Source organism: Aidingimonas lacisalsi, assembly GCF_008079445.1.
GTDB lineage: Bacteria > Pseudomonadota > Gammaproteobacteria > Pseudomonadales > Halomonadaceae > Aidingimonas > Aidingimonas lacisalsi.
In genome coordinates this window covers 295,308-319,433 of sequence record NZ_VRYH01000001.1, presented here as the reverse complement: position 1 = coordinate 319,433, position 24,126 = coordinate 295,308, and the positions used below count along the sequence as shown (strand labels likewise).

The 24,126-nt window shown below is 58.6% G+C and carries 19 protein-coding genes and 3 pseudogenes; 14 read left to right on the top strand and 8 right to left on the bottom strand.

The window, feature by feature from the left end; genetic code table 11:
* Positions 1–115 precede the first annotated feature (115 nt).
* From FVV99_RS01440 to FVV99_RS01395, 10 genes and pseudogenes are all read left to right on the top strand, one after another.
* The gene (locus tag FVV99_RS01440; protein ID WP_148252212.1) at positions 116–811 is read left to right on the top strand and encodes an isochorismatase family protein; all 696 of its coding nucleotides are present in this window, start codon (positions 116–118) and stop codon (positions 809–811) included.
* Positions 812–939: 128 nt separating this feature from the next.
* Entirely contained in the window at positions 940–1,995 is a 1,056-nt protein-coding gene (locus FVV99_RS01435; RefSeq protein ID WP_148252211.1) for a GlxA family transcriptional regulator, read from the top strand.
* 284 nt (positions 1,996–2,279) lie between these two features.
* Complete coding sequence (gene glyA / locus FVV99_RS01430) at positions 2,280–3,593, top strand: serine hydroxymethyltransferase (protein ID WP_148252210.1); 1,314 nt, start codon at positions 2,280–2,282, stop codon at positions 3,591–3,593.
* A 26-nt stretch (positions 3,594–3,619) separates the two neighbouring features.
* A complete protein-coding gene (locus FVV99_RS01425; protein WP_148252209.1) occupies positions 3,620–4,870 on the top strand; it encodes a sarcosine oxidase subunit beta family protein in 1,251 nt (416 codons plus the stop codon).
* 12 nt (positions 4,871–4,882) lie between these two features.
* The gene (locus FVV99_RS01420; protein ID WP_148252208.1) at positions 4,883–5,242 is read left to right on the top strand and encodes a sarcosine oxidase subunit delta; all 360 of its coding nucleotides are present in this window, start codon (positions 4,883–4,885) and stop codon (positions 5,240–5,242) included.
* On the top strand, positions 5,239–8,277 hold the full coding sequence (locus tag FVV99_RS01415) for a sarcosine oxidase subunit alpha family protein (protein WP_148252207.1): 3,039 nt from the start codon (positions 5,239–5,241) through the stop codon (positions 8,275–8,277). Before FVV99_RS01420 ends, FVV99_RS01415 begins: the two co-directional genes overlap by 4 nt.
* Positions 8,270–8,920, top strand: coding sequence for a sarcosine oxidase subunit gamma (locus FVV99_RS01410; RefSeq protein WP_148252206.1), 651 nt, complete (start codon positions 8,270–8,272; stop codon positions 8,918–8,920). Before FVV99_RS01415 ends, FVV99_RS01410 begins: the two co-directional genes overlap by 8 nt.
* Before the next feature lie 46 nt (positions 8,921–8,966).
* Positions 8,967–9,833, top strand: a complete 867-nt coding sequence (purU, locus tag FVV99_RS01405) for a formyltetrahydrofolate deformylase (RefSeq protein ID WP_148252205.1) — start codon at positions 8,967–8,969, stop codon at positions 9,831–9,833.
* A pseudogene (locus FVV99_RS18625) lies at positions 9,802–10,088 on the top strand (serine dehydratase beta chain); the annotation flags it as partial. The gene purU and the pseudogene FVV99_RS18625, both read left to right, overlap by 32 nt.
* A gap of 85 nt (positions 10,089–10,173) precedes the next feature.
* Positions 10,174–10,589, top strand: a pseudogene (locus tag FVV99_RS01395) (IS66 family transposase); the annotation flags it as partial.
* Here FVV99_RS01395 and FVV99_RS18620 read toward each other — a convergent pair.
* The 6 genes and pseudogenes from FVV99_RS18620 to FVV99_RS01365 form a co-directional block, all read right to left on the bottom strand.
* Positions 10,576–11,505: a hypothetical protein gene (locus FVV99_RS18620; protein ID WP_201745002.1), complete on the bottom strand. Its 930-nt coding sequence runs from the start codon at positions 11,503–11,505 to the stop codon at positions 10,576–10,578. The pseudogene FVV99_RS01395 and the gene FVV99_RS18620 sit on opposite strands and share 14 nt — an antisense overlap.
* Before the next feature lie 70 nt (positions 11,506–11,575).
* Positions 11,576–14,095, bottom strand: coding sequence for a S8 family peptidase (locus FVV99_RS01385; RefSeq protein ID WP_148252204.1), 2,520 nt, complete (start codon positions 14,093–14,095; stop codon positions 11,576–11,578).
* 14 nt (positions 14,096–14,109) lie between these two features.
* Positions 14,110–15,093, bottom strand: a complete 984-nt coding sequence (locus FVV99_RS01380) for an AAA family ATPase (protein WP_148252203.1) — start codon at positions 15,091–15,093, stop codon at positions 14,110–14,112.
* A gap of 135 nt (positions 15,094–15,228) precedes the next feature.
* Positions 15,229–15,333, bottom strand: a pseudogene (locus FVV99_RS18615) (IS481 family transposase); the annotation flags it as partial.
* 188 nt (positions 15,334–15,521) lie between these two features.
* Positions 15,522–16,784: a tyrosine-type recombinase/integrase gene (locus FVV99_RS01370; RefSeq protein WP_148252202.1), complete on the bottom strand. Its 1,263-nt coding sequence runs from the start codon at positions 16,782–16,784 to the stop codon at positions 15,522–15,524.
* Between the two features lie 348 nt (positions 16,785–17,132).
* On the bottom strand, positions 17,133–17,996 hold the full coding sequence (locus FVV99_RS01365; RefSeq protein ID WP_148252201.1) for a YicC/YloC family endoribonuclease: 864 nt from the start codon (positions 17,994–17,996) through the stop codon (positions 17,133–17,135).
* A 147-nt stretch (positions 17,997–18,143) separates the two neighbouring features.
* Here FVV99_RS01365 and rph point away from each other — a divergent pair, with 147 nt between their 5' ends.
* A complete protein-coding gene (rph, locus tag FVV99_RS01360) occupies positions 18,144–18,866 on the top strand; it encodes a ribonuclease PH (protein WP_201745001.1) in 723 nt (240 codons plus the stop codon).
* A gap of 77 nt (positions 18,867–18,943) precedes the next feature.
* On the opposite strand, the gene FVV99_RS01355 is transcribed toward rph, so the two are convergent.
* Positions 18,944–19,711 (bottom strand): exodeoxyribonuclease III, encoded by a 768-nt coding sequence (locus FVV99_RS01355; RefSeq protein ID WP_148252199.1) that lies wholly within the window; start codon positions 19,709–19,711, stop codon positions 18,944–18,946.
* A gap of 103 nt (positions 19,712–19,814) precedes the next feature.
* Between FVV99_RS01355 and pyrE the strand changes: the two genes are divergently transcribed.
* From pyrE to rep, 3 genes are read left to right on the top strand one after another with little or no spacing between them, the layout of a single operon-like run.
* Positions 19,815–20,468, top strand: a complete 654-nt coding sequence (pyrE, locus tag FVV99_RS01350) for an orotate phosphoribosyltransferase (RefSeq protein WP_148252590.1) — start codon at positions 19,815–19,817, stop codon at positions 20,466–20,468.
* Between the two features lie 5 nt (positions 20,469–20,473).
* On the top strand, positions 20,474–20,947 hold the full coding sequence (gene trmL / locus FVV99_RS01345) for a tRNA (uridine(34)/cytosine(34)/5-carboxymethylaminomethyluridine(34)-2'-O)-methyltransferase TrmL (protein WP_148252198.1): 474 nt from the start codon (positions 20,474–20,476) through the stop codon (positions 20,945–20,947).
* 4 nt (positions 20,948–20,951) lie between these two features.
* Positions 20,952–23,006 (top strand): DNA helicase Rep, encoded by a 2,055-nt coding sequence (rep, locus tag FVV99_RS01340; RefSeq protein WP_148252197.1) that lies wholly within the window; start codon positions 20,952–20,954, stop codon positions 23,004–23,006.
* 12 nt (positions 23,007–23,018) lie between these two features.
* On the opposite strand, the gene FVV99_RS01335 is transcribed toward rep, so the two are convergent.
* Positions 23,019–23,900 carry a c-type cytochrome gene (locus tag FVV99_RS01335; RefSeq protein ID WP_236645258.1) on the bottom strand — a complete coding sequence of 294 codons (882 nt, stop codon included), beginning with the start codon at positions 23,898–23,900 and terminating at the stop codon, positions 23,019–23,021.
* Positions 23,901–24,126 lie beyond the last annotated feature (226 nt).

Sequence of the window (24,126 nt, the reverse complement as noted above, 5' to 3'; positions counted from 1 at the left end):
AAAATGTCATTAGACTGCATTAGACCAAGTTATTAATCTTGAAGCTGTCAGACTGCAGATGACTTTTTCAGCAATTACATGAGATCACGAATCTCGATCCACTGGAGTAAGCAGAATGTCTCAAAATCTGATGGCAATGCTCGAGCAATCCTTTGAAGAGTCCACAAAGCTTTATCAGGAGCGCGGCTTCCAGCGCCGCGTCGGGTTTGGCAAGAAGCCGGCGCTGGTGAGCGTCGATCTCGCCAATGCTTGGACCCGCCCGGGCAATCCTTTCACCTGCGACCAGGAGAAGATGGACAACGAGATCATTCCCGGTATGCAGAAACTGCTCAAGGCATTCCGCGCCGCGAATTTACCGGTAATCCATGTGACCACGGCTTATGAGATCACTGATCGCAATGCGCCATTCACCGACATGGGGCTATGGCATAATAAAATCCCGATTGATGTCGTCAATCTTGCCGACAAGGATCTCTGGGCTATCGATTCGCGAATAGCCCCGGTCGAGGGTGAATATACGCTGCTGAAGAAACGCGCTTCGTCCTTCCATGGCACCGAACTCGCTGGCATCCTGCGTGCCAACGGTGTCGATACGATCCTCGTGACGGGTGTGACGGCCTGTGCCTGTGTACGCCAGACCGTCTGCGACGGTATCGCCGATGGGTTCCGTCCTATCGCTGTCAAGGAGTGCATCGGCGACCGGGTTCCCGGAGCGGTGGCTTGGAACCTGTTCGACATCGATGCCAAGTTCGGTGATGTCGAATCCGTAGATCGTTGTGTTGACTACGTGGACACCATTGGCCAGTCCTGATCTCGAGTCTGTCACCACCAAACGCAGGAAGCGAGTCTGGGGCTCGCTTCCTGCGTTTGGTGTGTCAGGACTGGTAGCGCGATAGGGTATGTTTTCAGACTGAATCCGGGTTTTTGGGGTGCATTGCCATGACACCAGGTGTCACGATTGATCTCTGCCCCGGGAGGGCGCCCCTCTCGGTCGGCTTCGTTCTTCTGCACCGCTTCACTATGCTGCCCTTTGCCGCCTTCGTCGATTATCTGCGTCTAGCTGCCGACGAGGGGGATCGTAGCCGCCAGCAGCACTGCCATTGGACGTTCATGACCAGCATCGGTCAGGAGGCTCTCTCCAGCTGTGGTGCCACCATTTCGCCCTGTCTGTCCTTCCAGGACCCCAGTGAGTTCGATTACATCGTGGTCATCGGCGGGGTTCTGGACGAAAGAGCCCGTTTGGATACCACCGCTCTGGCCTACCTTCGCCAGGCGGCCGATGTCGGGGTGCCGCTAGTTGGGCTATGCACCGGCGTCTTTGCCCTTATCCAGGCAGGGCTCATGAAGGGGCGGCGCTGCTGTGTTAGCTGGTATCACCACCGCGACATGATGCAGCGCTTTCCAGCCATTCATCCGGTTGCTGATCGACTGTACATCGATGACGGTGACCGGCTCACCTGTGCCGGAGGGGCAGCGGCCGCAGATCTGGCCGCTCATCTGGTTGAGCGGCACCTGGGCAAGGCATGGGCGATGAAGAGCTTGAATATCATGCTCCTTGATGAAGTCCGCACCGGCACCCACCCTCAGCCGCAGCCGGTGGTGTTTGGCAAGATCAAGGATCGTTTGGTTCGTCGCTCCATTAATGTGCTCGAACAGCATCTGGGAGAGGCGATCTCCATGGATGTGCTGGCAGAGCGGGTGGGGACATCGCGTCGTAACCTTGAGCGTCGCTTCCGCGAGGTTCTGGGCGTCGGGCCTCAGAAGTTCGCGCGTGACCTGCGCCTGCGCTATGGCCTGTGGTTGCTCCACTACACCGGCAAGCGCATCACCGAGATCGGCGAGCGCTGCGGTTTCGCCGATACGGCCCACTTTTCCCGCCACTTCCGCAGTGCCTTCGGCATGACACCAACGGAAATGCGCAAGCGTGCTATCGAACCGGGTGCTGATCGAGTCGATCCCTTCTTCCTGCATGTTGAGAGCCGTCCTGAGCTCTGACTCTTCTACGACCACCTTCCGCCTCCCACAGCTCGATGTCCTCGACAACGATTGTCGCCGAGGGAGCCCCTAGGCTGGGGGCTCCCTCGATAGTGTCAGGCGTTCAGTAGGCCTGTCGCATTTGTTCAATCCTTCCTCCCTGTCATCGCCTTTAATCACTGGGTAAGCCGGATGCGTTGTGTGGAGGTTATCTGTGCATAAGGATTTCAAATTTTTCCCTCTGGCAGGTTGCCGATAGATTCCAAGAACGTCCTGCCCACTACCGATAACAACAGGAGTCAGTCATGAACCAAGTTGGTCTCGCCACTTTCGATTCGCAGATCGCTGACGCCATCGCCGATGAAGTGTCGCGCCAGGAGGCGCATATCGAGTTGATCGCCTCCGAGAACTACGCTAGCCGGGCCGTAATGGAGGCCCAAGGCACCCAATTGACCAACAAGTATGCCGAGGGGTATCCCGGTAAGCGCTACTACGGCGGCTGCGAACACGTCGATGTCATAGAGCAGTTGGCTGTTGATCGAGCTCGTGACTTGTTCGGGGCGAATTACGTCAATGTCCAACCTCACTCGGGTGCCCAAGCTAACGCAGCCGTCTTTATGGCGCTAATCAAGCCGGGCGATACCGTGTTGGGTATGAGTCTGGCTCATGGTGGCCATCTGACCCACGGTGCGGCACCCAATTTTTCCGGTAAACACTACCACGCAGTTCAATATGGGTTGGTCCCTGAGACGGGAGAGATCGACTATGACGAAGTTGAGCGCTTAGCTCGCAGCCACAAACCGAAACTGATCATCGCCGGCTTTTCGGCCTATGCCCGAATGGTGGATTGGCAACGTTTTCGCAATATCGCTGATGCGGTCGGTGCTTGGCTGTTGGTCGACATGGCCCATGTGGCCGGACTTGTTGCTGCCGGACTCTACCCAAGTCCGGTCCCCTATGCCCACGTAGTCACCACTACCACCCACAAGACCCTGCGCGGTCCCCGTGGGGGGCTGATCCTCTCCGCCGCTGGCGACGAGCCTCTCTACAAGCGCCTCAATGGGGCGGTGTTTCCAGGGCAGCAAGGTGGGCCGCTGATGCACGTGATTGCCGCCAAGGCTGTGGCGTTCAAGGAGGCCAAGAGTCAGGACTTCGTGCAGTATCAGCAGCGGGTGATCGACAACGCCCGTGCAATGGCCGGCGTTTTCATTGAGCGCGGCTACGAGGTGGTGTCCGGTGGTACCGATGATCACCTTTTCCTGGTCTCGCTGATCAAGCAAGGCGTGACCGGCAAGGATGCCGATGCAGCGCTTGGCCGGGCACATATCACCGTCAATAAGAACGCCATACCCAACGATCCCGAGAGCCCCTTCGTTACCTCAGGGCTGCGTATCGGCACCCCAGCTGTGACCTCGCGTGGTTTCGATGAGGTCGAGTGCACTGAGCTGGCGGATTGGATGTGCGACATCCTTGACGTGCTGGCCGAGCGTAGCAACACCGATGCGGTGGAGACCGAAGTGCGCGAGAAGGTCGCCGCGCTCTGTGAGCGGCACCCGGTCTACGGTGACACATCCGCTGTGACCCACGGGGCCAAGATGCCGGCCGCGACCGCCCTGTAATCGCTGATATGTATTAGGAGAGACCCATGCAACGCTATTCGGGATTCGGGCTGGCCAAGCACGCGCTCAGCCACCATGAGAACTGGGAGCGCCAGTGGCGCAACCCTACACCCAAGCCACAGTACGACGTCATCATTATCGGTGGCGGTGGCCATGGTCTGGCCACCGCTTATTACCTGGCCAAGGAGCACGGTATCCGCAACGTGGCGGTGCTGGAGAAGGGCTGGCTGGGCGGCGGCAACACCGCCCGCAATACGACCATCGTTCGCTCCAACTATTTATGGGATGAGTCCGCTGCACTTTATGAGCATGCCATAAAGCTTTGGGAGGGACTCTCACAGGACATCAACTACAACGTGATGTTCTCTCAGCGCGGTGTGATGAACCTGGCCCATACCCTGCAGGATATGCGAGATGTCCAGCGTCGGGTGAACGCCAACCGCTTGAACGGCATCGACAGTGTGGTACTCACCCCCGAGCAGATCCAGGAGATCGTGCCGGTCATGGACTGTTCGAAGAATGCCCGCTATCCGATTCTTGGTGCCTCCTGGCAACCGCGGGCAGGGGTGGCACGCCACGACGCCGTGGCCTGGGGCTACGCCCGCGCTGCCGATGCACTCGGTGTAGATCTCTTGCAGAACACGGAGGTCACCGGTTTCAAGATCCGCGACGGCCGCGTCTTTGGGGTGCACACCAACCGCGGCGATATCGAAGCCAAGACCATCGGCTGCGTGGCGGCGGGTAACTCCGGAGTGCTGGCCAAGATGGCGGGATTCAAGCTACCCCTGGAGTCGCACCCGCTGCAGGCGTTGGTCTCCGAGCCCCTCAAGCCGGTGCTGGACACTGTGGTGATGTCCAACCACGTGCACGGCTACATCAATCAGACCGACAAGGGAGATCTGGTGATCGGCGCCGGCATCGATGGCTACAACGGTTACGGCCAGCGCGGCAGCTACCCCACTGTGGAGCACACCCTGCAGGCCATTGTCGAGATGTTCCCGATCTTCTCGCGAGTACGCATGAATCGCCAGTGGGGCGGCATCGTCGATACCTGCCCGGACGCTTGCCCGATCCTCTCTGCCACGCCGGTGAAAGGGTTGTTCTTCAACTGCGGTTGGGGCACCGGCGGTTTCAAAGCCACTCCGGGGTCGGGCCATGTATTCGCCTGGACCCTGGCCAAGAACCAGGCCCACCCGCTCGCAGCGCCGTTCTCCATCAATCGTTTCCATACCGGGGCATTGGTCGATGAGCACGGTGCGGCCGGCGTGGCTCACTAAGGAGGCAATCCCATGTTTCATATCTACTGCCCCTACTGCGAGGAACATCGCGAGGAAGAGGAGTTCCATCCCAAGGGCCAAGCGCACATCGCACGTCCCGAGGAGCCTGAGGCGTGCAGCGACGAAGAGTGGGGCGACTATCTATTTTTCCGTGACAACCCGCGTGGTATTCACCACGAATTGTGGGTACACGCTGTGGGCTGTCGCAAGTTCTTCAATATCACACGCCACACCGTGAGCTACGCGATCCTCGAGACCTATAAAATGGGCGAACTGCCGCGCTTTACCGCCGAGTTTCCCGAAGGGAGTCTCTCCGAGAAGGTAACTACCGAGGCGGAAGCCATGTCGCGTCAGGAAGGAGTCAAGGCATGAACCAAATTAACCGTCTTCGTGAAGGCGGGCGCATCGATCGCGCCCGCACCCTGAGCTTCACCTTCAATGGCAAACGTTACCAAGGTCATGCTGGCGACACTCTGGCTTCCGCGCTGTTGGCCAACGGGGTGAACATCGTCAATCGCAGCTTCAAGTACTCACGGCCGCGTGGCATCGTTGCCGCCGGCGCTGAGGAGCCTAATGCACTGATCCAGTTAGGTGGTACGGAGTCGGCTCAGGTCCCCAACGTACGCGCCACCCAGCAGGCCTTGTTCGACGGCCTCACGGCACAGAGTACCAACGGCTGGCCCAACGTCCAGCGTGATCTGATGAGCTTGGTTGGCAAGCTGGGTGGACGTTTCATGCCACCAGGCTTCTATTACAAGACCTTCATGGCACCCGCTTCCATGTGGATGACCTACGAGAAAGTCATTCGCAAGGGAGCTGGTTTGGGACGTAGCCCGATGGAGCGGGACCCCGACAGCTACGATCACCTCAATCAGCACTGTGATTTGCTAGTCATCGGCGCGGGACCGGTTGGCTTGGCAGCGGCGCTGACCGCTGCGCGCAGTGGCACTCGAGTGATTCTCTGCGACGAACAGGAGGAGATGGGCGGTTCACTGCTCGACAGCCGCGAACTGCTCGATAATCAGCCCGCCGTTCAGTGGGTGGAACGGGTGCTTGATGAACTTGCCCAGTGTGACAATGTCACACTGCTGCCGCGTACTACCGCCAACGGCTACCATGACCATCATTTCGTGACCCTACACGAGCGGCGCACGGAGCATCTTGGCGAGACAGCGCCGCAAGGAGCCGGCTACCGTCCCACCCGGTCGCGGATGCATCGCGTGCGTGCCGGTCAGGTGCTACTGGCTACCGGCGCCCACGAGCGGCCACTGGTTTATGGCAGCAACGATGTGCCCGGAAACCTGGTGGCCGGTGCGGTGTCGACCTATGTCCGTCGCTACGGCGTGGTGCCCGGCAACAAGCTGATACTTTCTACGACCAATGATTACGCCTACCGCGCCGCCCTGGACTGGCTTGATGTCGGCCGCGAAGTGGTGGCCATCGTTGATGCTCGCCAGGCACCTGACGGCGAACTGGTGGCGCAGGCACGCGCCCGCGGCATCCGCATCATCGAAGGCGCGGCGGTGCTCGAGGCCAAGGGCGGTAATCGGGTGAGTGGTGCCCGTATCGCTGCTATCGATGCTGAGGCATTCAAGGTCACCGGTCAGGCCGAGACTCTGGCCTGCGACACCATCGCCAGTTCAGGTGGCTACAGCCCGGTGATTCACCTGGCATCCCATACCGGTGCGCGTCCTTCCTGGAATGAGGAGAGTCTCGGTTTCGTGCCCAGTCTGGTAAGAGGGGTGCATGCTGCAGGCAGCGCCCGAGGTGTGCATGATCTGGCCGAAGGACTGGCTGACGGTGCCGCCATGGCCGAACAGGCGTTAGAAGCGCTGGACCGCCCGGCCGGGCCCATCGCACTGCCGCAGGTGGACTCGCTGCGCGAAGGCGCCGCCTGTGCGTTCTATCAGGTGCCCCACGAGAAGCCGACTCTGCGGGGGCCCAAGCAGTTCGTCGACCAGCAGAATGACGTCACCGCGGCGGCCATCGAGTTGGCCACCCGCGAGGGCTTCGAGTCCATCGAGCACGTCAAGCGCTATACTGCCATGGGCTTCGGAACCGATCAGGGCAAGCTCGGCAACATCAATGGCATGGCCATCGCCGCCCGTTGCCTGGGCAAGACGATCCCCGAGGTGGGCACTACAGTATTCCGACCCAATTACACGCCGGTGACCTTCGGCGCCATCGTTGGCCGTCACTGCCGTGATCTGTTTGACCCCGAGCGGTACACCGCCCTGCACCAATGGCACGTGGAGCACGGTGCCGAGTTCGAGGATGTGGGTCAGTGGAAACGTCCGTGGTACTTCCCGAAGACTGTCAACGGCAAGTCCGAGACGCTGGACGAGGCGGTGGCGCGGGAGTGTCTGGCCGTCCGTCAGGGGGTCGGAGTGCTGGACGCCTCGACGCTGGGCAAGATCGACATCCAAGGGCCGGATGCCCGGGAGTTCCTGGGTCGGGTCTACACCAACAAGTGGGCCAAGTTGGCCCCTGGACGGGTGCGCTATGGGTTAATGTGCAAGGACGACGGCATGCTGATGGATGATGGCACCACCAGTTGCCTGGGTGAGAACCACTTCCTGATGACTACCACCACCGGCGGGGCAGCCGGAGTCATGGAGTGGCTGGAGCTGTGGCACCAGACCGAGTGGCCTGAATTGCAGGTTTATTTTACTTCGGTCACTGATCACTGGGCGACGATCACCGTCACCGGTCCTGAAGCGCGCAAACTGCTCTCGGAGATCACCGATATCGATCTGGACAAAGAGCAGTTCAAGTTCATGGACTGGCGTGAAGGTCAGGTCGCGGATGTCCCGGCACGGGTGTTCCGGATATCCTTCACCGGTGAGCTCGCTTACGAGATCAACGTTCAGGCCAACTACGCCTTGCACGTCTGGACGACCTTGTTCGAGCACGGCGACAAGTATGACCTGACGCCCTACGGTACCGAGACCATGCACGTACTTCGAGCCGAGAAGGGCTTGATCATTGCCGGCCAGGACACGGATGGCTCGGTGACCCCGGAAGATCTGGGTATGCAGTGGGCCGTCGGTTACGACAAACCCTTTCCCTGGATTGGCAAACGTGCCTTGTCGCGCTCCGATACCCGACGCAAGGATCGGAAACAGTTAGTGGGCCTCAAACCCAAGGATTCGGCCGTGGTGCTGGAGGAGGGTGCGCAGATCGTCTTCGATCCGGATCACGCTATCCCGATGCCCATGGTTGGCCATGTGACCTCCAGCTATTACAGCGCCATTCTCGGTCATGGTATTGCCTTGGCGGTAGTCAAGGGCGGGCATCACCGGATAGGTGAGACGGTCTATCTGCCCATGGTCGATGGCCAGGTGCACCAGGCCGAGATCGTCAGTAATGTCTTTTACGATCCTAAAGGGGAGCGCCAACATGTCTAATTTAGTTGCCCAAAACATCAGGACCTTCGAAACGCATCCCGGCGTGGAGATATCGGCTGAGTCGCCACTGGTCTTTTTCCATCAGCGTTCGGGGGCACCTGCCCCCTGCACCGAGAGTCGGGTGGCGTTGCGTGAGCGGGCCCTGCTGGGGCACTTGATTCTACGTGGCGGCGCCATCGTCCTCGACGAAGCGGTGCACTCGGTACTTGGCTTCGGCCTGCCAGCATATCCCAATGCGCTCAGCCGGGACGAAGGTGGCGAGCGCTCGATCCAGTGGCTTTCGCCCGATGAGTGGCTGCTGATCGTGCCCGGTGGCGAGGAGTTTGGCTTGGAGGGCAAGCTGCGCGAGGCTCTGGGCGACGCCCACTACGCCATCGTCAATGTCAGCGGCGGCCAGACGCTGCTCGAACTCGAAGGCGAGGCCGCCCGCGAGTTGCTGATGAAATCGACACCCTACGATGTCCATCCCGACAATTTCCCGGTGGGCAAGGGCGTCACCACAGTGTTCGCTAAGGCGAACCTGATCCTGCGCCGCCCCACAGAGACCCGCTGGGAGCTGGTGCTGCGGAGAAGCTTCGCTGATTACCTCTATCGATGGATCCTGGATGCTGGCGAGGCATATGCCATCGGTGTCGAGGTCTGACAGAGACGGGACCGGTGGCCAGCGGTCCCCGTCCGGGAGACACAATATGCAAGAGAACTCTAACCGTTGGATCCTGGCGGCCCAGAGTCCCAGCCGCCTCGGTACCGTGGATGTAGTGACGCGATTCCTCAAGGAAAGCCGCTGCTATATCACCGAGCAGCAATCCTTCGATGATCGGCTCAGTGGGCGCTTCTTTATCCGTACTGAGTTCCAGCCCGAGGACGAGCTATTCAATGCCGCGGCCTTTCAGGCGGGCTTCACCGAGCGGGCTGCCGATTTCTCGATGAGCTTCGAACTGACGCCACCAGAAAGACGCATGCCTGTGGTGATCATGGTGTCGAAGGCCGATCATTGCCTCAACGATCTGCTCTATCGCTATCGCGTTGGTCAGCTGCCTATCGAGATACGGGCCATCGTTTCCAACCACTCAGACTTAGCATCCCTGGCGGAGTGGCACGGGATCGACTATCACCATCTCCCGATTACCCCCGAAATCAAGATGGCGCAGGAAGCACAGGTAAGGGAGGTGGTCGAGGAGACCGCTGCCGAATTGGTGATCCTTGCCCGCTACATGCAGGTACTATCCAGCGACATGTGTGAGCTGCTCGCCGGTCGGGCGATCAATATCCACCACTCATTGTTGCCTGGTTTCAAAGGGGCACGACCTTATCACCAAGCGTATGAAAAGGGCGTCAAACTTGTTGGGGCTACAGCGCATTATATCAATGACACTTTGGATGAAGGCCCGATCATTACCCAGGATGTGAAGCCTGTCAGTCATACCGACTATCCCGAGGACCTAGTGACCAAAGGGCGTGACGTTGAGTGTCTGACCCTAGCCCGAGCGGTAGCGTTGCACGTGGAGCGGCGTGTTTTCCTGCATGACAACCGAACAGTTGTCTTCGACCGCTAGCATACAGCGACACTTGTTTTTTTCGGGGGAAAGCATGCCAATCAGCGTCTTCGATCTGTTCAAGATCGGTGTTGGGCCGTCGAGTTCTCACACCGTGGGGCCGATGCAGGCCGCTGCGGTTTCCTAGACGAGGTGCAGCAGCGCAACCTGCTTGAGCACGTTGCACGAGCCGAAATTCAGCTCTTTGGTTCCTTGTCAGCCACTGGTATTGGCCACGGGACAGGTCACGCGGTGATCATGGGACTGAGGGGGAGCGGCCCGACCGAATCGACTCGGACATTATCGGTCCGTGTATCGACGAAGTACAGGAGACACTGCGCCTTGGCGGTACCACCGCGTACATATCCGTGGCAAGTGGGTCTGCGATCACTGCGAGACGCTGACCCAGGCGCCGATGCCGGCCCATCTGATCGACAAGGGCATCCCCCGTCAGGCTTGCTGGCTCAGGTGCTGATCACCAAGTACGCCGATCATCTGCCGCTGTACCGGCCGGCACAGATCTTTGCCTGTGCCGGCGTGGCGATCCCGCTCTCCACCCTGGCCGAATGGGTCGGCATCTGCGGCGTGCGACTCCAGCCGCTGGTCGATGCGCTACGCGAGCGGCTGCACGATGAGCCCGTGCTGCATACCGACGAGACGCCGGTACCCATGCTGGCCCCGGGCAAGAAGAAGACCCATCGAGCCGACCTCTGGGCCTACGCCACCACCTCCTACGCCGGGTCGAAAGCGGTGATCTACGACTTCAGCGAAGAACGGCCACATCAGTCTCTGGACTATGTGGCACCCCGAGCACACCCGGCATTAGTCGCGTAGGGTGTGCAGAAACCAGGGGGTCATTACAGTCGCCTAAAATCATTCGGTTGGTCCAGGGCCCTTTGTGCTCGTAGGCATCCAGCTTATCGGCAATATCCGTCTCGGGATCACCGAAAAGGTCCATGCTCTGACCGCTAGCTTTGTAATTCTTGAGTTTATCGAGGATGGCGCGTGTTGAATGTCGCTCATGGACGAAAAGGGGCACCGTCGCGACGCTTATCTGCTGACGTTCCGCTTTACCTGCCCAGTTCAAGAACGGCCGAGTCAGACTGCGCAGGCGAGCGGCACACTGCTGCATGGAGCGGAAAGTTTCACCCGTACCCTGCCAGCACTGGGGTTCGTTGAAGACAGCGTTTTCTCCTTTTTCCTCGGCTTCGGCAATGAGATTTATCAGCCACTCGGCAAATTCCCGTTCTGCGCTTTCGTCCCACGTCAGTTCAGGCGCAAGGCTTGAGTCATACCGGTATGTTTTCGGCTCTTTGACCTGGTGAAATTGGTCCTGGAGTCCCACATCTGGGCGTTGCGTCGCTTCGTTCGGGTGCTCGTAGGTGCCGAAGTGCTGGTTGTTAGGCATAGGGTCCGGGGTCTCTTTGTTCTTTTGAGTATCAGCTTTGTCCGTAGGGGAGTGTTGAGGATTCGGTTGGTTTTTACGGTAAACTGAGCCGCCTCTGCCGCGCCCTTTGCCAAGGACGCCTTCCGTAATCAGGGATTCACGGACTTTATTGATCTCGGATTCTTGATAGTTACCACCATCTGCTTCAATCTGCTCGCGCACCTGTTTGAAAAGGCTTTGGTTACCGATAGTGCTGCCATCGTTGGGCACGATTGAAAGGATAATGTCGCGAATCCGCGATTCCATGTTTTTTACTGCCTTGCACCATAGTGAAAGGTGCGTGCTATAGGTGTTCGAATGCTTGACTAAGGCCTGATTAAACGCTGATCGTTGCAGGCGTTTCTACCGCTACTTTGCTCGCCACCTCGGAGTAGATGTCGACTGAATTCTCTGGGACCTCCAAGCTGACCAGCAGTGAGTAGCGAACGTTTTCATTGCATCGTTCTTCTGCTTCTCTGTATTTCCACCATCCAGCGATTGGGTAGACCGCGAGCGTGTTACGGCGCAACAGGTCGGCTGCTGTGCCTTCCCAGGTGTCTGAGTGAAGCGTTCCTCTCGTGCGCAGCGAGGGGCCCAGCATCCAGCCTGAATCCTGTTCTTCGGGGCCACTGTAGGACTCGTCTCTTGCCTCCTCGTTAACTTTCTGCCGAAAGTTGGTCTCGCCTTGGGCAGGACGAATAACATCGAACCGGAGCCCATGTGATTGATACCGATACCGGGAGCGGTATCCGCGTCGTCCTGGATTAGGCTCCACGAAGTAGGAGAGCGTAACCTTCAGGCGCACCTTTGTCTCGGGTGCCAGTTCACTCAGCCCCATGGTCGGCCAAGGTAGCCTTATCAGGTGCATCTGGTTGAGCGTCGGATCTGAGCGCTTTTTTCCAAGTTTTTGGGAGAATGGCTGAAGATAGTCCTCGTAGACAAGGGTGAGTGCATGGGCCGCACTGGCTTTTGCCCTCACTTTATTGGGGACTCCATAGCCAACCGTTCTCAGCATAGTGGCCGTTGCCGCTGAGCGGCTTGTAGTTCGCCTGAGGTGCTCTAGACGCCTTTCCATTGCGGGAGTCCACTCTGCAGAGTGCACCAAAAGACCACGAATGGTCTCCGGCCAGAGGTCGGGGTAGGTCGCCCTAAGGTCAGTCGCGATGTGCGTTATGGAAGCGCAGGCTGCGCTCGTGTCGCCATGGTATTCGAAAAGGGCACCATCCGTCCGACCGGATGTCGTTAGCACGGACAGTGGATTGATCATGTCAGCGTCTTTGTGGTCTGGCGAGAGTGCACAGTTTCCGCCTTCGGCAACAAGATCTGGCTTGAACGGAGCCTGGTCTCTCCATTCCCAGTAAACTGAGGAGGAACTTTGAGGCGCAACGTCGCCGGCTTCTGCGATGGGCGACCATCCATCGAAAGTGGTGTGCCGAATTGAAGTCTGCTCTGTGTAAGCGCCGATAGTAAGCGCGTTCCAGGCTTGAGCTGGATCCTCTATGGGGGTTTGGGCTACCTGATCCCAGTGATCGGTATTGGGAGCAACATTTGGATTGTTGCCGGCGCTGATGATGAACAGCCGAGCGGTTCCGTCTTCAGCACCTGAGGTGAATTGGTCGATTTCTGCAGACCATGAGGAGGGTTGGCCGCTGATTGGTTCGGGGGCAGCAGTTACAGCCAGCGAATACACCCTGGGAAGTAGTGGGCGATCGATTTCCAGTTTGGACGCGGTACCCGCCGTCAATTGACCCAGGAGACCCGGCGGGTTGGAGCCGTTGGGAGGAAGGATGCGGCCGGATTCCACATCAAAGCGCAGTTCGATTGTTTCCTGTCCCTCCAATGCAGCTCGTAGGTCGTTATAGATAACTACACCAGCCTGCATTGACCCGTGGGCGTCTGTGCGCTTGAGCGGGTTGAACCGATCAAACTCATCGAATGTGGGCCATTCAGGTCTCCAGGAGACGGATCGTTCCTCGGCGCAAGCGGGTGCCAGCAAAGGGTGGTGATAATTGATGCCGGTATCCAGAATGCATGCGGTTGCTTCAGGCGCATGGCGCTGCGTTCTCTCAAGCAGCTCCTGCACCCATTCATGCTGCTCGTAGGGTGAGAGCTCAACCCAGAATTCCGGTGGTTCTTTTGCTGCTCTCAGCTCTTCCAGGGAGCCAATGAGTTCTGGCGCGAACGCGAGGTCGTTGAGCGAGGCGCGTATCAGAAGGACGTAGTTGTCGAAGAAGGTGAGGGCGCTGTTGCCAATTTCGATTTCCGTGTTCTGGCTAAGGGCCTCTGAGAGTTCTTCCCGAGAAAGGTGGGTTGCCCTTCGTTTAATCCACAGCTCGAGCCAGACTTTTTTGTCAGGAGTCTCAGGTAATCGTTCAGTGGAGTCCGTCCAGAAGCTGGCAGTATCTGCCAACTTTATTTCGGCAACCCGGGTGACTAGGAACTGGTTGCTTGGTTTGCCTTTTCGGTCTTTCTTGGGATCAAGGTAGTTCTCGATTTTGTTGGCAACACGTCGACGCGATTTTTCCGGCACAAAAACGACTGCCACTTCTTGATCACCGACTTTACGGAGGTGCCGGAGATCGAAATCCTGATTGTCCAGCTTCTCCTCGGGAAGCGGGTATCCAGGTTGGCTGGTGATTTCAAGGAAGATGCCGCGATCACGGTCTAGCGGTGAGGGAACCCGTTGCCTGCGTTCTTCGTACGTGCTCCATGCGTGGGAGAGTTCACCTTGAAGCTTTCCTCCATGGGTGAAGCGATCACACTGCGGAATCAGTGGACGTGGGCCCCGTCCCTTTTTCCGGAAGGACTCGGGAATGGCTACACCTTCCAGCTTTATATGTTGCTTCCACTGCGCCATGTAGCGTCCATTGTTCAGCGGTGAGTGTTGCGCTCCTGGAATGCCTCAACGAGTCGTTGGGTGTTGACTGGGTGCCCGTTAAGTACGGAAGTCTTCGCAGCTTCCTCGCAGCATCGGGTTACATCAGCTGGGCTCAACCCTTTAGCTGCTTTTGCGGCCTCAGAAAGGTTCAGTTGCTCCAGGGAAAATGCCACCAGGCGGTTCTGGATCAGCTTCTCAATTTCACGAGTATCCGGCATTGGATATTGAATGATCTGATCAAACCGCCGGTAGAGTGCCTTGTCGAGAAGATCTGGGTGGTTGGTTGCAGCAACGATGAGGCTTTCAGATGTGTCCTTCTCCAGGAACTGGAGGAAGGAGTTGAGGACACGCCGGATTTCGCCCACGTCGTTACTCTGGGCTCTCTCACCACCGATCGCATCGAACTCGTCGAAAAGGTAAATGGCCCGAGTTGCAGCGATCTGATCGAAGATTTTGCGGAGTTTGGATGCCGTCTCACCAAGGTAGCGCGTGACCAGCCCATCCAGACGGACTGTATAGAGCGGCAGCTGGAGCTCCGTCGCGAGCACTGAGGCTGTCATCGTTTTACCGGTGCCAGGTGGGCCTGCGAGCAGGAGTTTCCGGCTGGGCAAAAGACCGTACTGTGCCAGTTTGGCTTTCTGGCGTTGCTCGTGGATGACACCGTCAATTCGAGAACTGACCTGCTCTGGGAGAACCAGCTCATTGCGCCTTACCGCTGGCGTTAGCTGCTCGAGAAGCTCTTCCAGCTCTCCCTGAGGCGTGACCAGGGGCGTTGGCTGCTCTGGCTGCTGGCTTTTGTCTGCCTGGCTCTGTGAATGCTGGAGTTTTTCCACCAGCGAGCGAATATCCCGGGCCACTTTGTGGTGCCCACGCTGAGCTTCTTTAGCCGCCACCTGGAGCGCCACGGCAAAAAAGCGGTCGTTGTCCTGATCCGCGTAACTGTTCAGTAAGGCTTTGATTTGAGAGCTGCTGGCCATAGAAGATTCCCCCGTCCGAATCGAATTGTAGACTATTGGCGTCTATGCGTTAACGAATGGAGTTATTGATCGAATACTCAGGGTGTTGGAGTGGCCAGGGCTCTACTGTTGAAACCCTCTACAAATGGGGGATTACCGAGCCAGCCGCGGATTCAAAAATTCGCGTGCCACCATCAACAGATCATCCAGGCCGAGTCGCAGGAACCCTCGGGCGGCGTTCAGGCCGGCTTCCAGCTCGGAAATTCGGCGGCTCACGGTCGCAGTAGGCATTCCCAGGGCTTGGGCGCCCGTCGATCTGCCCTCGAAGAGTTCAACCGTTTCCAAACGAGAGGAATCCATACTGACCCTGCCCCTGACCTCTTATTAGGTCCAGCCAGAACTGGAAAAATCCGGCTCCAGATGTTGCTGTTTTGGCCGAGGAGGTGCGTTTATACTGTCATTGTCTGCTCATGGCCTACCGGACATTCGCTTTGGTCTTCGCTGATGGCAGGCTCAACAAGCTCTGCCACCTTGGTCAGGGCCTGTTTCCGCTCTTCGAAGTAGTCGTAACGATCGTAGATGCCTTCCACGCCCTTGAGCTTGTGGTTCAGGCAGCGCTCCGCGATGTGCCCCGGTACGCCAGCGGCAGCTAACAGGCTGCGGCAGGTGCGTCGCAGGTCGTGTACGGTGAATTCGGCGATATTGCCCATCTTGTTCTCTGGCTGAGGCTTGTTGCCTGGCTCTCGGCCGAACAACTTGGAAATGGCGCGATTCAGCGTGTCCTTGCCCATATGGGGCTGCTTACTGCTGCGACGGTTAGGAAAGACGTAGTCCGAGCCACAGGCTCGGGTCTTGAGCTCATCCAGCCAGACGATGGTTTGCGGCGGGAGCGGTATTCTGATCCCAACACCTGACTTGCTACGTTCCCCCGATAGATCCCACTGCCTGTTCTCCAGGTCGAATTCGGCCCACTGGGCTTCGATCAGTTCAGTCTTGCGTACCCCCAGAGTGAGGAGAAGGGCGCAGGCGAGATAGTTGTCGCGGCTGAAGCTATCGCTGTTTTCCCTGAAAACTTGAAAAGCCTGGCGAATCTCATCGAGGCTCAGAGCCCTGTCGCGGCTTTTCTCGACACCCCCCGCATCGTTGACGTTGAAGGCCGATGCCGGGTTATAGGTGAGCAGTCCAAGCTTGATGGCATGATTGAACAACTGCTTAAGATACATCAGGGCATCGTTAGCAATGGTTGGGCGGCCGCTGCCGGCGACCTTCCTGATGATCGTCCGCACATCCATGGGGGTGACGTTCTCCAGGGGTAGGTGCCCGATAGATGGAGCAGCTTCCTTCTCGAAGATACGCTTGGGGATGTGAGGGTGCTTGAGGCGTTTCTCCAGGTCCTGGTGCCAATCGGTGAAAAGGCCCTGGACAGTATGGATGGCGACCTGCTCCTCACGCTTGCGTTCTTCGACAGGATCGAGTCCTTTACGGATGGCCTTCTGGGATTCCACAGCCTGCTCTCGAGCCTCGGCCAAGGAAAGATCCGCGTACTTGTCCAGCGTCAGCTCACGCCGCTTTCCGGCGAACGTGTATCGAAGCATCCAGTAGGGCATGCCCTTCCTTGGAATCATCAGGTACAGGCCGTTGCCGTCGCTGTAGCGTCCCGGTGTTCCGTCCTTGATCAGGGACTGGACCTTCTTGGCGGTAAAGCTGCCCATTAGCCCCTCCTCCAGCGTGCATAAAAAATTTGAAACATTTGTTTGAATTTGTGGTGACCAGAGTAGGGCGTGCCTCATCAAGAGCATGTTTACACGGCTTTTTCTGCCAGGTTGGCGCAGGGCTTGTTTCCCTGGGCGGGATGCTCCAGTCCAGGGGTGAGCGTTTGAAGTGGGGAGTACCCATAGGAAAATCGAGCCTCTTGGTGGGTAGTACACTGGTTTACTCCCCATTGTACTCCCCACTTTGCGCTGGCTTAAGCTAGATTTTCGTAGACAGCTATAGACAACCAATCAGAAAATTTCTATTAAAAACAGTATATTATGTAATTGTGTAGATGAGGATGGACATCACTCTATATTCTGGATCTGTTCGCGCATCTGTTCGATCAGGACCTTGAGTTCGACGGCGCTGCGGGTGGTGTCGGCGACGACCGATTTGGATGACAGGGTATTGGCCTCGCGATTGAGTTCCTGCATCAGGAAGTCCAGGCGTCGTCCCACCGGGCCTGATTGGCCGAGTTGCCGTTCCACTTCGTTGACGTGGGTTGCCAGGCGGTCGAGTTCTTCATCGACGTCGGCTTTCTGGGCCATCAGGGTCAGTTCGGACTCCAGTCGCTGCGGGTCGAGCTCGGTGCGCACCGCTTCCAGACGGTCGAGCAGTTGCTTGCGTTGTCCTTCGATGATGGCGGGCAGGCGTGTGCGTACCGCGTCTACTTGCTCGCGGACTCCGGCGAGGCGCGTACGGATCAGCTCGGCCAGTTGTTCGCCTTCACGAGCGCGACCGACGACCAGGTCGTCCAGGGCACGAGCGAACAGCGCGTGAGCGACCTGCCTGATCTGCTCGATGTCGGTCTCTTCCGTGTCGATCACGCCGGGATGATCCAGCAGCGCCAGGGCATCCGGCATGTCGGCATCGGGAACCAGACCGCGGATTTCGTGCAGGGCACGGGCCAGTTCATCGAGGCGGTCCCGGTTCACTGTCACCGAGGTGCCTGCAGTACTGGGGGTGAATCGCAGGGTGCATTCGATCTTGCCACGCGCCAGCCGTGCGCGTAGTTGATCCCGCCAGGTCGACTCCAGGTCGCGGAGTGACTCGGGCAAGCGGAAATGCAGGTCGAGATAGCGTTGATTGACCGAGCGAAGCTCCAACTGCAGGTTGCCCCAGTCAGCATCGTGACTGTGTCGGGCGAAGGCCGTCATGCTATGAACCATGCATTCTCCTGATCGATATGGGTGAAGCTGAGACGCTAGCCATTTACTTGGTGACACGTGACCTAGGTGAAATAGTGTAACCGATTCCCGGCCGTTAGCATGTAGAATGGGACGCTCGATTCGAATGGTAATGGCTTGAGAGGTGATATGCGCCCGAGTGGACGACAACCCGACCAGCTTCGTGAAGTGACGTTGTTTCGCGATTACACGCGTCATGCGGAAGGGTCGGTACTGGTGACTTTCGGTGATACCCAGGTGCTGTGCAATGCCAGCGTCGAAGCCGGTGTACCACGCTGGCTACGTGGCAAGAATCAAGGATGGGTCACCGCCGAATACGGCATGCTACCACGGGCCACGCATACGCGCGGTGGCCGTGAGGCAACGCGCGGCAAGCAGGGCGGACGAACCCTGGAAATCCAGCGCTTGATCGGGCGCTCGCTACGTGCGGCGGTGGATCTGAAAAAACTGGGTGAGTTCACCATTACCATCGACTGTGACGTGATCCAGGCGGATGGTGGCACGCGCACGGCAGCGATCACCGGTGGGTGCGTGGCGTTGGTGGATGCCATCCGCTACATGCAGCGCAACAAGCAGATCAAGGGCGATCCGTTCAAGCAATTGGTAAGCTCGGTGTCGGTCGGCGTCTTCAAGGGCAAGCCGGTCGTTGACCTCGACTATCCTGAGGATAGTGGAGCGGATACGGACATGAACGTGGTCATGACCGAAGGCGGAGGCTTGATCGAAGTTCAGGGGACAGCGGAAGCGGCATCGTTTAGTCGTGGCGAACTCGATACCATGCTGGATCTGGCCGAAGGGGCCGGACGACAGTTGTTCGATGCCCAGCGCGAATCCCTGGGGATCCGTAGCTGATATCGCGATGACCCAAGCCAGCGTGCCGGCCGTAGGGGAGCCGGCGTGCTGGCGTGGACGGCGACGGAAAGCGGCGTTTACAGACTGAGATCGTACTCGACGATCAGGGGAGCGAATTCCGAAAACGTGGCATCGTCGTCAATCCATGCATCGACGATGTGGCGGCGAAACTCGGTGCCCACGGCCTGATAGTCCAGACGCCAACCTTCCTGGCGAGTCCGTGGCTGGTCCTGATCCAGTGCCGGCCACCAGGTATATTCACCGGCGTCGCGATTGACTTCGCGGAAGGTATCGATGAAACCGGTAGGGCCGAAGACTTGATCCATCCAGGCACGCTCTTCGGGTTTGAAACCCGGTGTGGTCTGATTGTCCGCCCAGTTGGCCAAATCGATGGTCTTGTGGGCAATGTGCCAGGTACCACAGATGATGTATTCACGCCGTTTGCGTGCCATCTTGGCCAGGTATTCCTGGTACTGCTCCATGAACGTAGCCTTGGCATCGGGATCGCTGCCGTCGGGCATCAGAAAACTGACGATGCTGAATCGGTCGTAGTCGGCCTGCAGGAATCGCCCTTCATTGTCGCACTGAGGGAACCCTAGACCATACATGATGGCCTTGGGGATCTTGCGACAGTAGAGTCCGACACCGGAGAAGCCGTCCTGTTCGGCATCGAGGAAGTAGCCCTCGTAGCCTTCCGGGTAGAGAATGCTGTCATCGAGTTCGAAACTCTTGACCTTGAGATTCTGAACGCAGACCACGTCGGCGTCCTGGTTGGCCAACCAGTCGAGAAAGCCTCGGTCGACTGCTTCGCGGATTCCATTGACATTGATGCTGGCGATTTTCATACATGTTCCCTTTTCCGTCGCGCCTGTATGATACCCGACGATTAGACGTTTAGGTAAATGGCATTAGCTTATAAAAGTGATAGGGGGTTGGGTGTCCAAGCAAATGCAGCCTTATCAGCGCGAATTCATCGAGTTTGCCATCGACCAGGGCGTGTTGCGATTCGGTGAGTTCACCTTGAAGTCGGGCCGAGTGAGTCCCTACTTCTTCAATGCCGGTCTGTTCAAGAGCGGCGCATCGCTGGCCCGTCTGGGGCGCTTCTACGCCCAGGCGATCGCCGATAGCGGCGTGACAGCGGATGTGTTATTCGGCCCAGCTTACAAGGGAATACCGCTAGCGGCGACAACGGCCGTGGCATTGGCCGATCACCACGACCGCGACCTGCCTTTCGCGTTCAATCGCAAGGAGGCCAAGGATCATGGTGAGGGAGGCAATACCGTCGGTGCCACCCTTGAGGGCAAGATCTTGATCATTGACGATGTCATCACGGCGGGTACCGCCATTGGCGAGGTAATGTCGCTGATCGATGATGCAGGAGCCTCGGCAGCCGGCGTCGTCATTGCCCTCGACCGTCAGGAGCAGGGTAGCGGTGAGACCAGCGCGATTCAGGATGTCGAGGCTCGCTATGGCATGCCGGTGATCAGTATCGTGACCCTGGATAACGTCCTCGATTATCTCGAGCAGTACGCCAGCCACGAGATGGCGCCGCATGCCGAGGCGATTCGTGCCTATCGGGCCCGCTATGGCGTGGCAGAGTGAACGCCATGCTCGATGTGGTGCTCTATCAGCCCGAGATCGCGCCCAATACCGGCAACCTGATCCGCTTGTGCGCCAATACCGGCTTTCGGCTGCACCTGATCGAGCCACTGGGGTTCACGCTCGATGACAAACGGTTGCGCCGCGCCGGACTGGACTATCATGAGTGGGCGCGGGTCGCTGTTCATGCGAGTTGGCCGGCGTTTCTCGACGCCGTCGAACCGGTGAGGATTTTCGCCGTTTCGACGCGTGGACGCAGCGGCTATCATGCGCCCCGTTACCGCCAGGGCGATGCGCTGGTATTCGGCCCCGAAACACGGGGTTTGCCACAATCGATGCTCGATGCGTTGCCTGACGAGCAGTGCCTGCGCATTCCCATGAAGACCGGCAGTCGTAGCCTCAATCTTTCCAATGCCTGTGCAGTGATCGTGTTCGAAGCCTGGCGGCAACTCGACTTTTCCGGCGCCGATCTCGACGAGTGAAGTGATGACCACGATCCAACAGCGTCTTTCCGCTCTCAACCCGCACCAACAGGACGCCGTGCGCTATATCGACGGCCCCTGCCTGGTACTGGCCGGGGCCGGTTCCGGCAAGACCAGCGTGATTACTACCAAGATTGCCTACCTGGTACGCGAATGCGGCATGAGCGCACGTCGTATTGCGGCCGTGACGTTCACCAACAAGGCGGCACGCGAGATGAAGGAGCGTGTCGGATCGCTGCTCAAGGGCAAGGAGGGGCACGGCCTGACGGTGTCGACCTTCCACACCCTGGGGCTCAATATCATCCGCAGTGAACTCAAGACGCTCGGGTACAAACCCGGCTTTTCCCTGTTCGATCCCGAGGACGCGAAGGCGCTGTTGCGTGACCTGATGCAGAAAGACGCCCAGGTCGATGCCGATCAGATCGCGCGGGTTCAGCACCGGATCTCACAGTGGAAAAATGATCTGGTTCTGCCGGGACAAGCACTCTCGCATGCCGCCGATGATGACGAGCAGTATGCGGCAAGAGTTTACGAAGCCTACGGGCGTCATCTGAAGGCGTATAACGCGGTCGATTTCGATGACCTGATCCTGCTGCCGGTGGTGCTGTTGCGCGATGATCCCGAGACATTGGCACGCTGGCAGCGCCGCATTCATTACATGCTGGTCGATGAGTATCAGGATACCAATGTCAGCCAGTATCAGCTGGTGCGCCTGCTGATGGCCGAGCGCGGCACATTCACCGTGGTCGGCGACGACGACCAGTCGATCTATGCCTGGCGCGGTGCCCGCCCGGAGAACCTGGTCACCCTGGGCGAGGACTTCCCGCGGCTACGCGTGATCAAGCTCGAGCAGAACTACCGCTCGACCCAGTTGATCCTGCGCGCCGCCAACACGCTGATCGCTAACAACCCGCACGTCTACGAGAAGGCGCTGTGGTCGGATAAGGGCCTCGGCGCGCCGATCCGCGTCGTCGTCAATCGCCACGAGGAGGCCGAAGCCGAACGGGTGGCCAGCGAGATCCTCACTCGACGCATCAAGGAGCGTGCCGAGTGGCGAGATTTCGCGGTGCTCTACCGTGGCAATTTCCAGGCCCGCCTGCTGGAACTCAAACTTCAGCATTACCAGATTCCCTACAAGCTTTCCGGTGGTACCTCGTTCTTCTCGCGCGGCGAGATCAAGGACGCCATGGCCTATCTGCGCCTGCTGATCAACCCGGCCGATGACAATGCCTTCCTGCGTATCGTCAACGTACCGCGTCGTGAAATCGGCCCCGGCACGCTGGAGAAACTGGCCAACTATGCCACCGAGCGTGGTGTGTCACTGTTCGCCGCCTGTCATGAACTGGGGCTGGAGCAGGTCCTGCCGACCCGTGCCGTCGAACGTCTGGGACGCTTCACTCATTTCATTGATGGGATACGCCGGCGCATGGATCAGGATGACGCCATTGCCGCCATCCGCGACATGATTCGGGATATGGATTACGAAGCCTGGCTTTACCAGCATGCCAGTGCACCGACCATTGCCGAGCGGCGTATGGCCAATGTCTGGACTCTGATCGATCAACTCGAGAAATCCCTCGACCGCGAGCCCGAAGCGGATTCGGACAGTACCACAACCGAGACCGATGGCGTGGAGGCTGCCATCTCGCGGCTGGTATTGCGCGATATCCTCGAACAGCAGGAGGAAGAGGACGACTCCGACCGGGTGCAGCTATTGACCATGCATGCCGCCAAGGGGCTGGAATTTCCCCATGTCTATCTGATGGGGTTGGAGGAGGCGTTGTTGCCCCATCGCAATGCGATCGAGGCGGATACCGTGGAAGAGGAGCGTCGCCTGGCCTATGTCGGGATTACCCGCGCTCGGCGCACATTGACACTGACCCTGGCCCGACAGCGCAAAGCCTACGGAGAGTTGCTGGACTGCACGCCCAGCCGCTTTCTGGATGAGCTGCCCGAGGCGGACCTCGAGTGGGAAGGGCGTGCCGACAAGGAAGACCCGGAAAAGAAGCAGGCCCGTGGCAAGGACGCCATTGCAGGCCTGCGATCGCTGCTGGATTGACGCGTCCCAGCGTTATTCGGTTTCCTCGATCATGTAATCGACGGCGGCTTCGACTTCGGCATCGGAAAGGCTGGTGTTACCCCCTTTGGGAGGCATGGCACCGACCCCGTTGATGGCATGATCGTAGAGCGTCGTGGTGTCCTGATCCAGGCGATCTCCCCAATCATCTGCGTCACCCAGCAGAGGGGCTCCGGCGGCTCCGCTATCATGGCAGGCTGCGCAAACATCGGCGTAGATGGCTTCACCATCAATGTCACTGCCACCGTCACTGCTTGACTCATCGCTCTGAGAGGCGTCGTTACTGGATGACTCGCCGTCGTTGGAGTTGCCCTCGCCCTCGCCGGCGGATGCGCTGCCTTCATCATCGCTGGACGTATCCTGGTCATCGGCGCTGCCGCTGTCCGTTTCTTCCGAGGCAGTTTCGCCCTCACTGTCGGCTTCTTCAGCGCCACCGATTTCCGGTAGGTCATCCATATGGTTCTCGACCATGTAATTCACGGCGCGTTTAACGTCATCGTCGGATAGGTCCGAGTTGCCGCCTTTGGCCGGCATGGCGCCGATACCGCCGATGGCATTATCGTAGAGTGTGTCGATACCTTTCTCGGCGCGTTCCGCCCAGGCATCGGCATCGTCACGCGCTGGTGCACCGGCAGCGCCACTATCGTGGCATGCTGCACAAACACTGCCATAGATGTCTTCGCCGGATTGGCTGCCGCTGCTGCCGCTCGAGGCTTGTGCCGCGGTACCGCAATCCTCACCCGCCAGGCAAACGTCACCCACAGGCGCCAAGCGTTCGGCAATCGCCTCTTTCGACATGTCAGCTTGTGTGGTGGCTGATACCACCATCATCACCAGGGCGACGAGACACCCTATGATCAGATTGTTGAATCTCACTCTCACCACCTCATCGTTCACGGTCTTGTAATTGGAGCTGCTCGGCGTACCAGCGCAAAGGTCGAGTATAGCGGCAACCTGATTGCCAGGAAAATGGCTGCACCATGCTCCTTTGGGCCCAGACGATATGGCTCGGGGTTCTCAAGCCCGTCAGCAAGCGTCTAATATACGCGATTCGCATGTTGTCAGGCGAATGTCAGCGCCTGACATGACTAACTCAACACTG

Bases quoted from the DNA above. Each gene is read 5' to 3' on its own strand.
- FVV99_RS01440 (WP_148252212.1), top strand. From the start codon at position 116: ATGTCTCAAAATCTGATGGCAATGCTCGAGCAATCCTTTGAAGAGTCC.
- FVV99_RS01435 (WP_148252211.1), top strand. From the start codon at position 940: ATGACACCAGGTGTCACGATTGATCTCTGCCCCGGGAGGGCGCCCCTC.
- glyA (WP_148252210.1), top strand. From the start codon at position 2,280: ATGAACCAAGTTGGTCTCGCCACTTTCGATTCGCAGATCGCTGACGCC.
- FVV99_RS01425 (WP_148252209.1), top strand. From the start codon at position 3,620: ATGCAACGCTATTCGGGATTCGGGCTGGCCAAGCACGCGCTCAGCCAC.
- FVV99_RS01420 (WP_148252208.1), top strand. From the start codon at position 4,883: ATGTTTCATATCTACTGCCCCTACTGCGAGGAACATCGCGAGGAAGAG.
- FVV99_RS01415 (WP_148252207.1), top strand. From the start codon at position 5,239: ATGAACCAAATTAACCGTCTTCGTGAAGGCGGGCGCATCGATCGCGCC.
- FVV99_RS01410 (WP_148252206.1), top strand. From the start codon at position 8,270: ATGTCTAATTTAGTTGCCCAAAACATCAGGACCTTCGAAACGCATCCC.
- purU (WP_148252205.1), top strand. From the start codon at position 8,967: ATGCAAGAGAACTCTAACCGTTGGATCCTGGCGGCCCAGAGTCCCAGC.
- FVV99_RS18620 (WP_201745002.1), bottom strand. From the start codon at position 11,505: ATGGAATCGCGGATTCGCGACATTATCCTTTCAATCGTGCCCAACGAT.
- FVV99_RS01385 (WP_148252204.1), bottom strand. From the start codon at position 14,095: ATGGCGCAGTGGAAGCAACATATAAAGCTGGAAGGTGTAGCCATTCCC.
- FVV99_RS01380 (WP_148252203.1), bottom strand. From the start codon at position 15,093: ATGGCCAGCAGCTCTCAAATCAAAGCCTTACTGAACAGTTACGCGGAT.
- FVV99_RS01370 (WP_148252202.1), bottom strand. From the start codon at position 16,784: ATGGGCAGCTTTACCGCCAAGAAGGTCCAGTCCCTGATCAAGGACGGA.
- FVV99_RS01365 (WP_148252201.1), bottom strand. From the start codon at position 17,996: ATGGTTCATAGCATGACGGCCTTCGCCCGACACAGTCACGATGCTGAC.
- rph (WP_201745001.1), top strand. From the start codon at position 18,144: ATGCGCCCGAGTGGACGACAACCCGACCAGCTTCGTGAAGTGACGTTG.
- FVV99_RS01355 (WP_148252199.1), bottom strand. From the start codon at position 19,711: ATGAAAATCGCCAGCATCAATGTCAATGGAATCCGCGAAGCAGTCGAC.
- pyrE (WP_148252590.1), top strand. From the start codon at position 19,815: ATGCAGCCTTATCAGCGCGAATTCATCGAGTTTGCCATCGACCAGGGC.
- trmL (WP_148252198.1), top strand. From the start codon at position 20,474: ATGCTCGATGTGGTGCTCTATCAGCCCGAGATCGCGCCCAATACCGGC.
- rep (WP_148252197.1), top strand. From the start codon at position 20,952: ATGACCACGATCCAACAGCGTCTTTCCGCTCTCAACCCGCACCAACAG.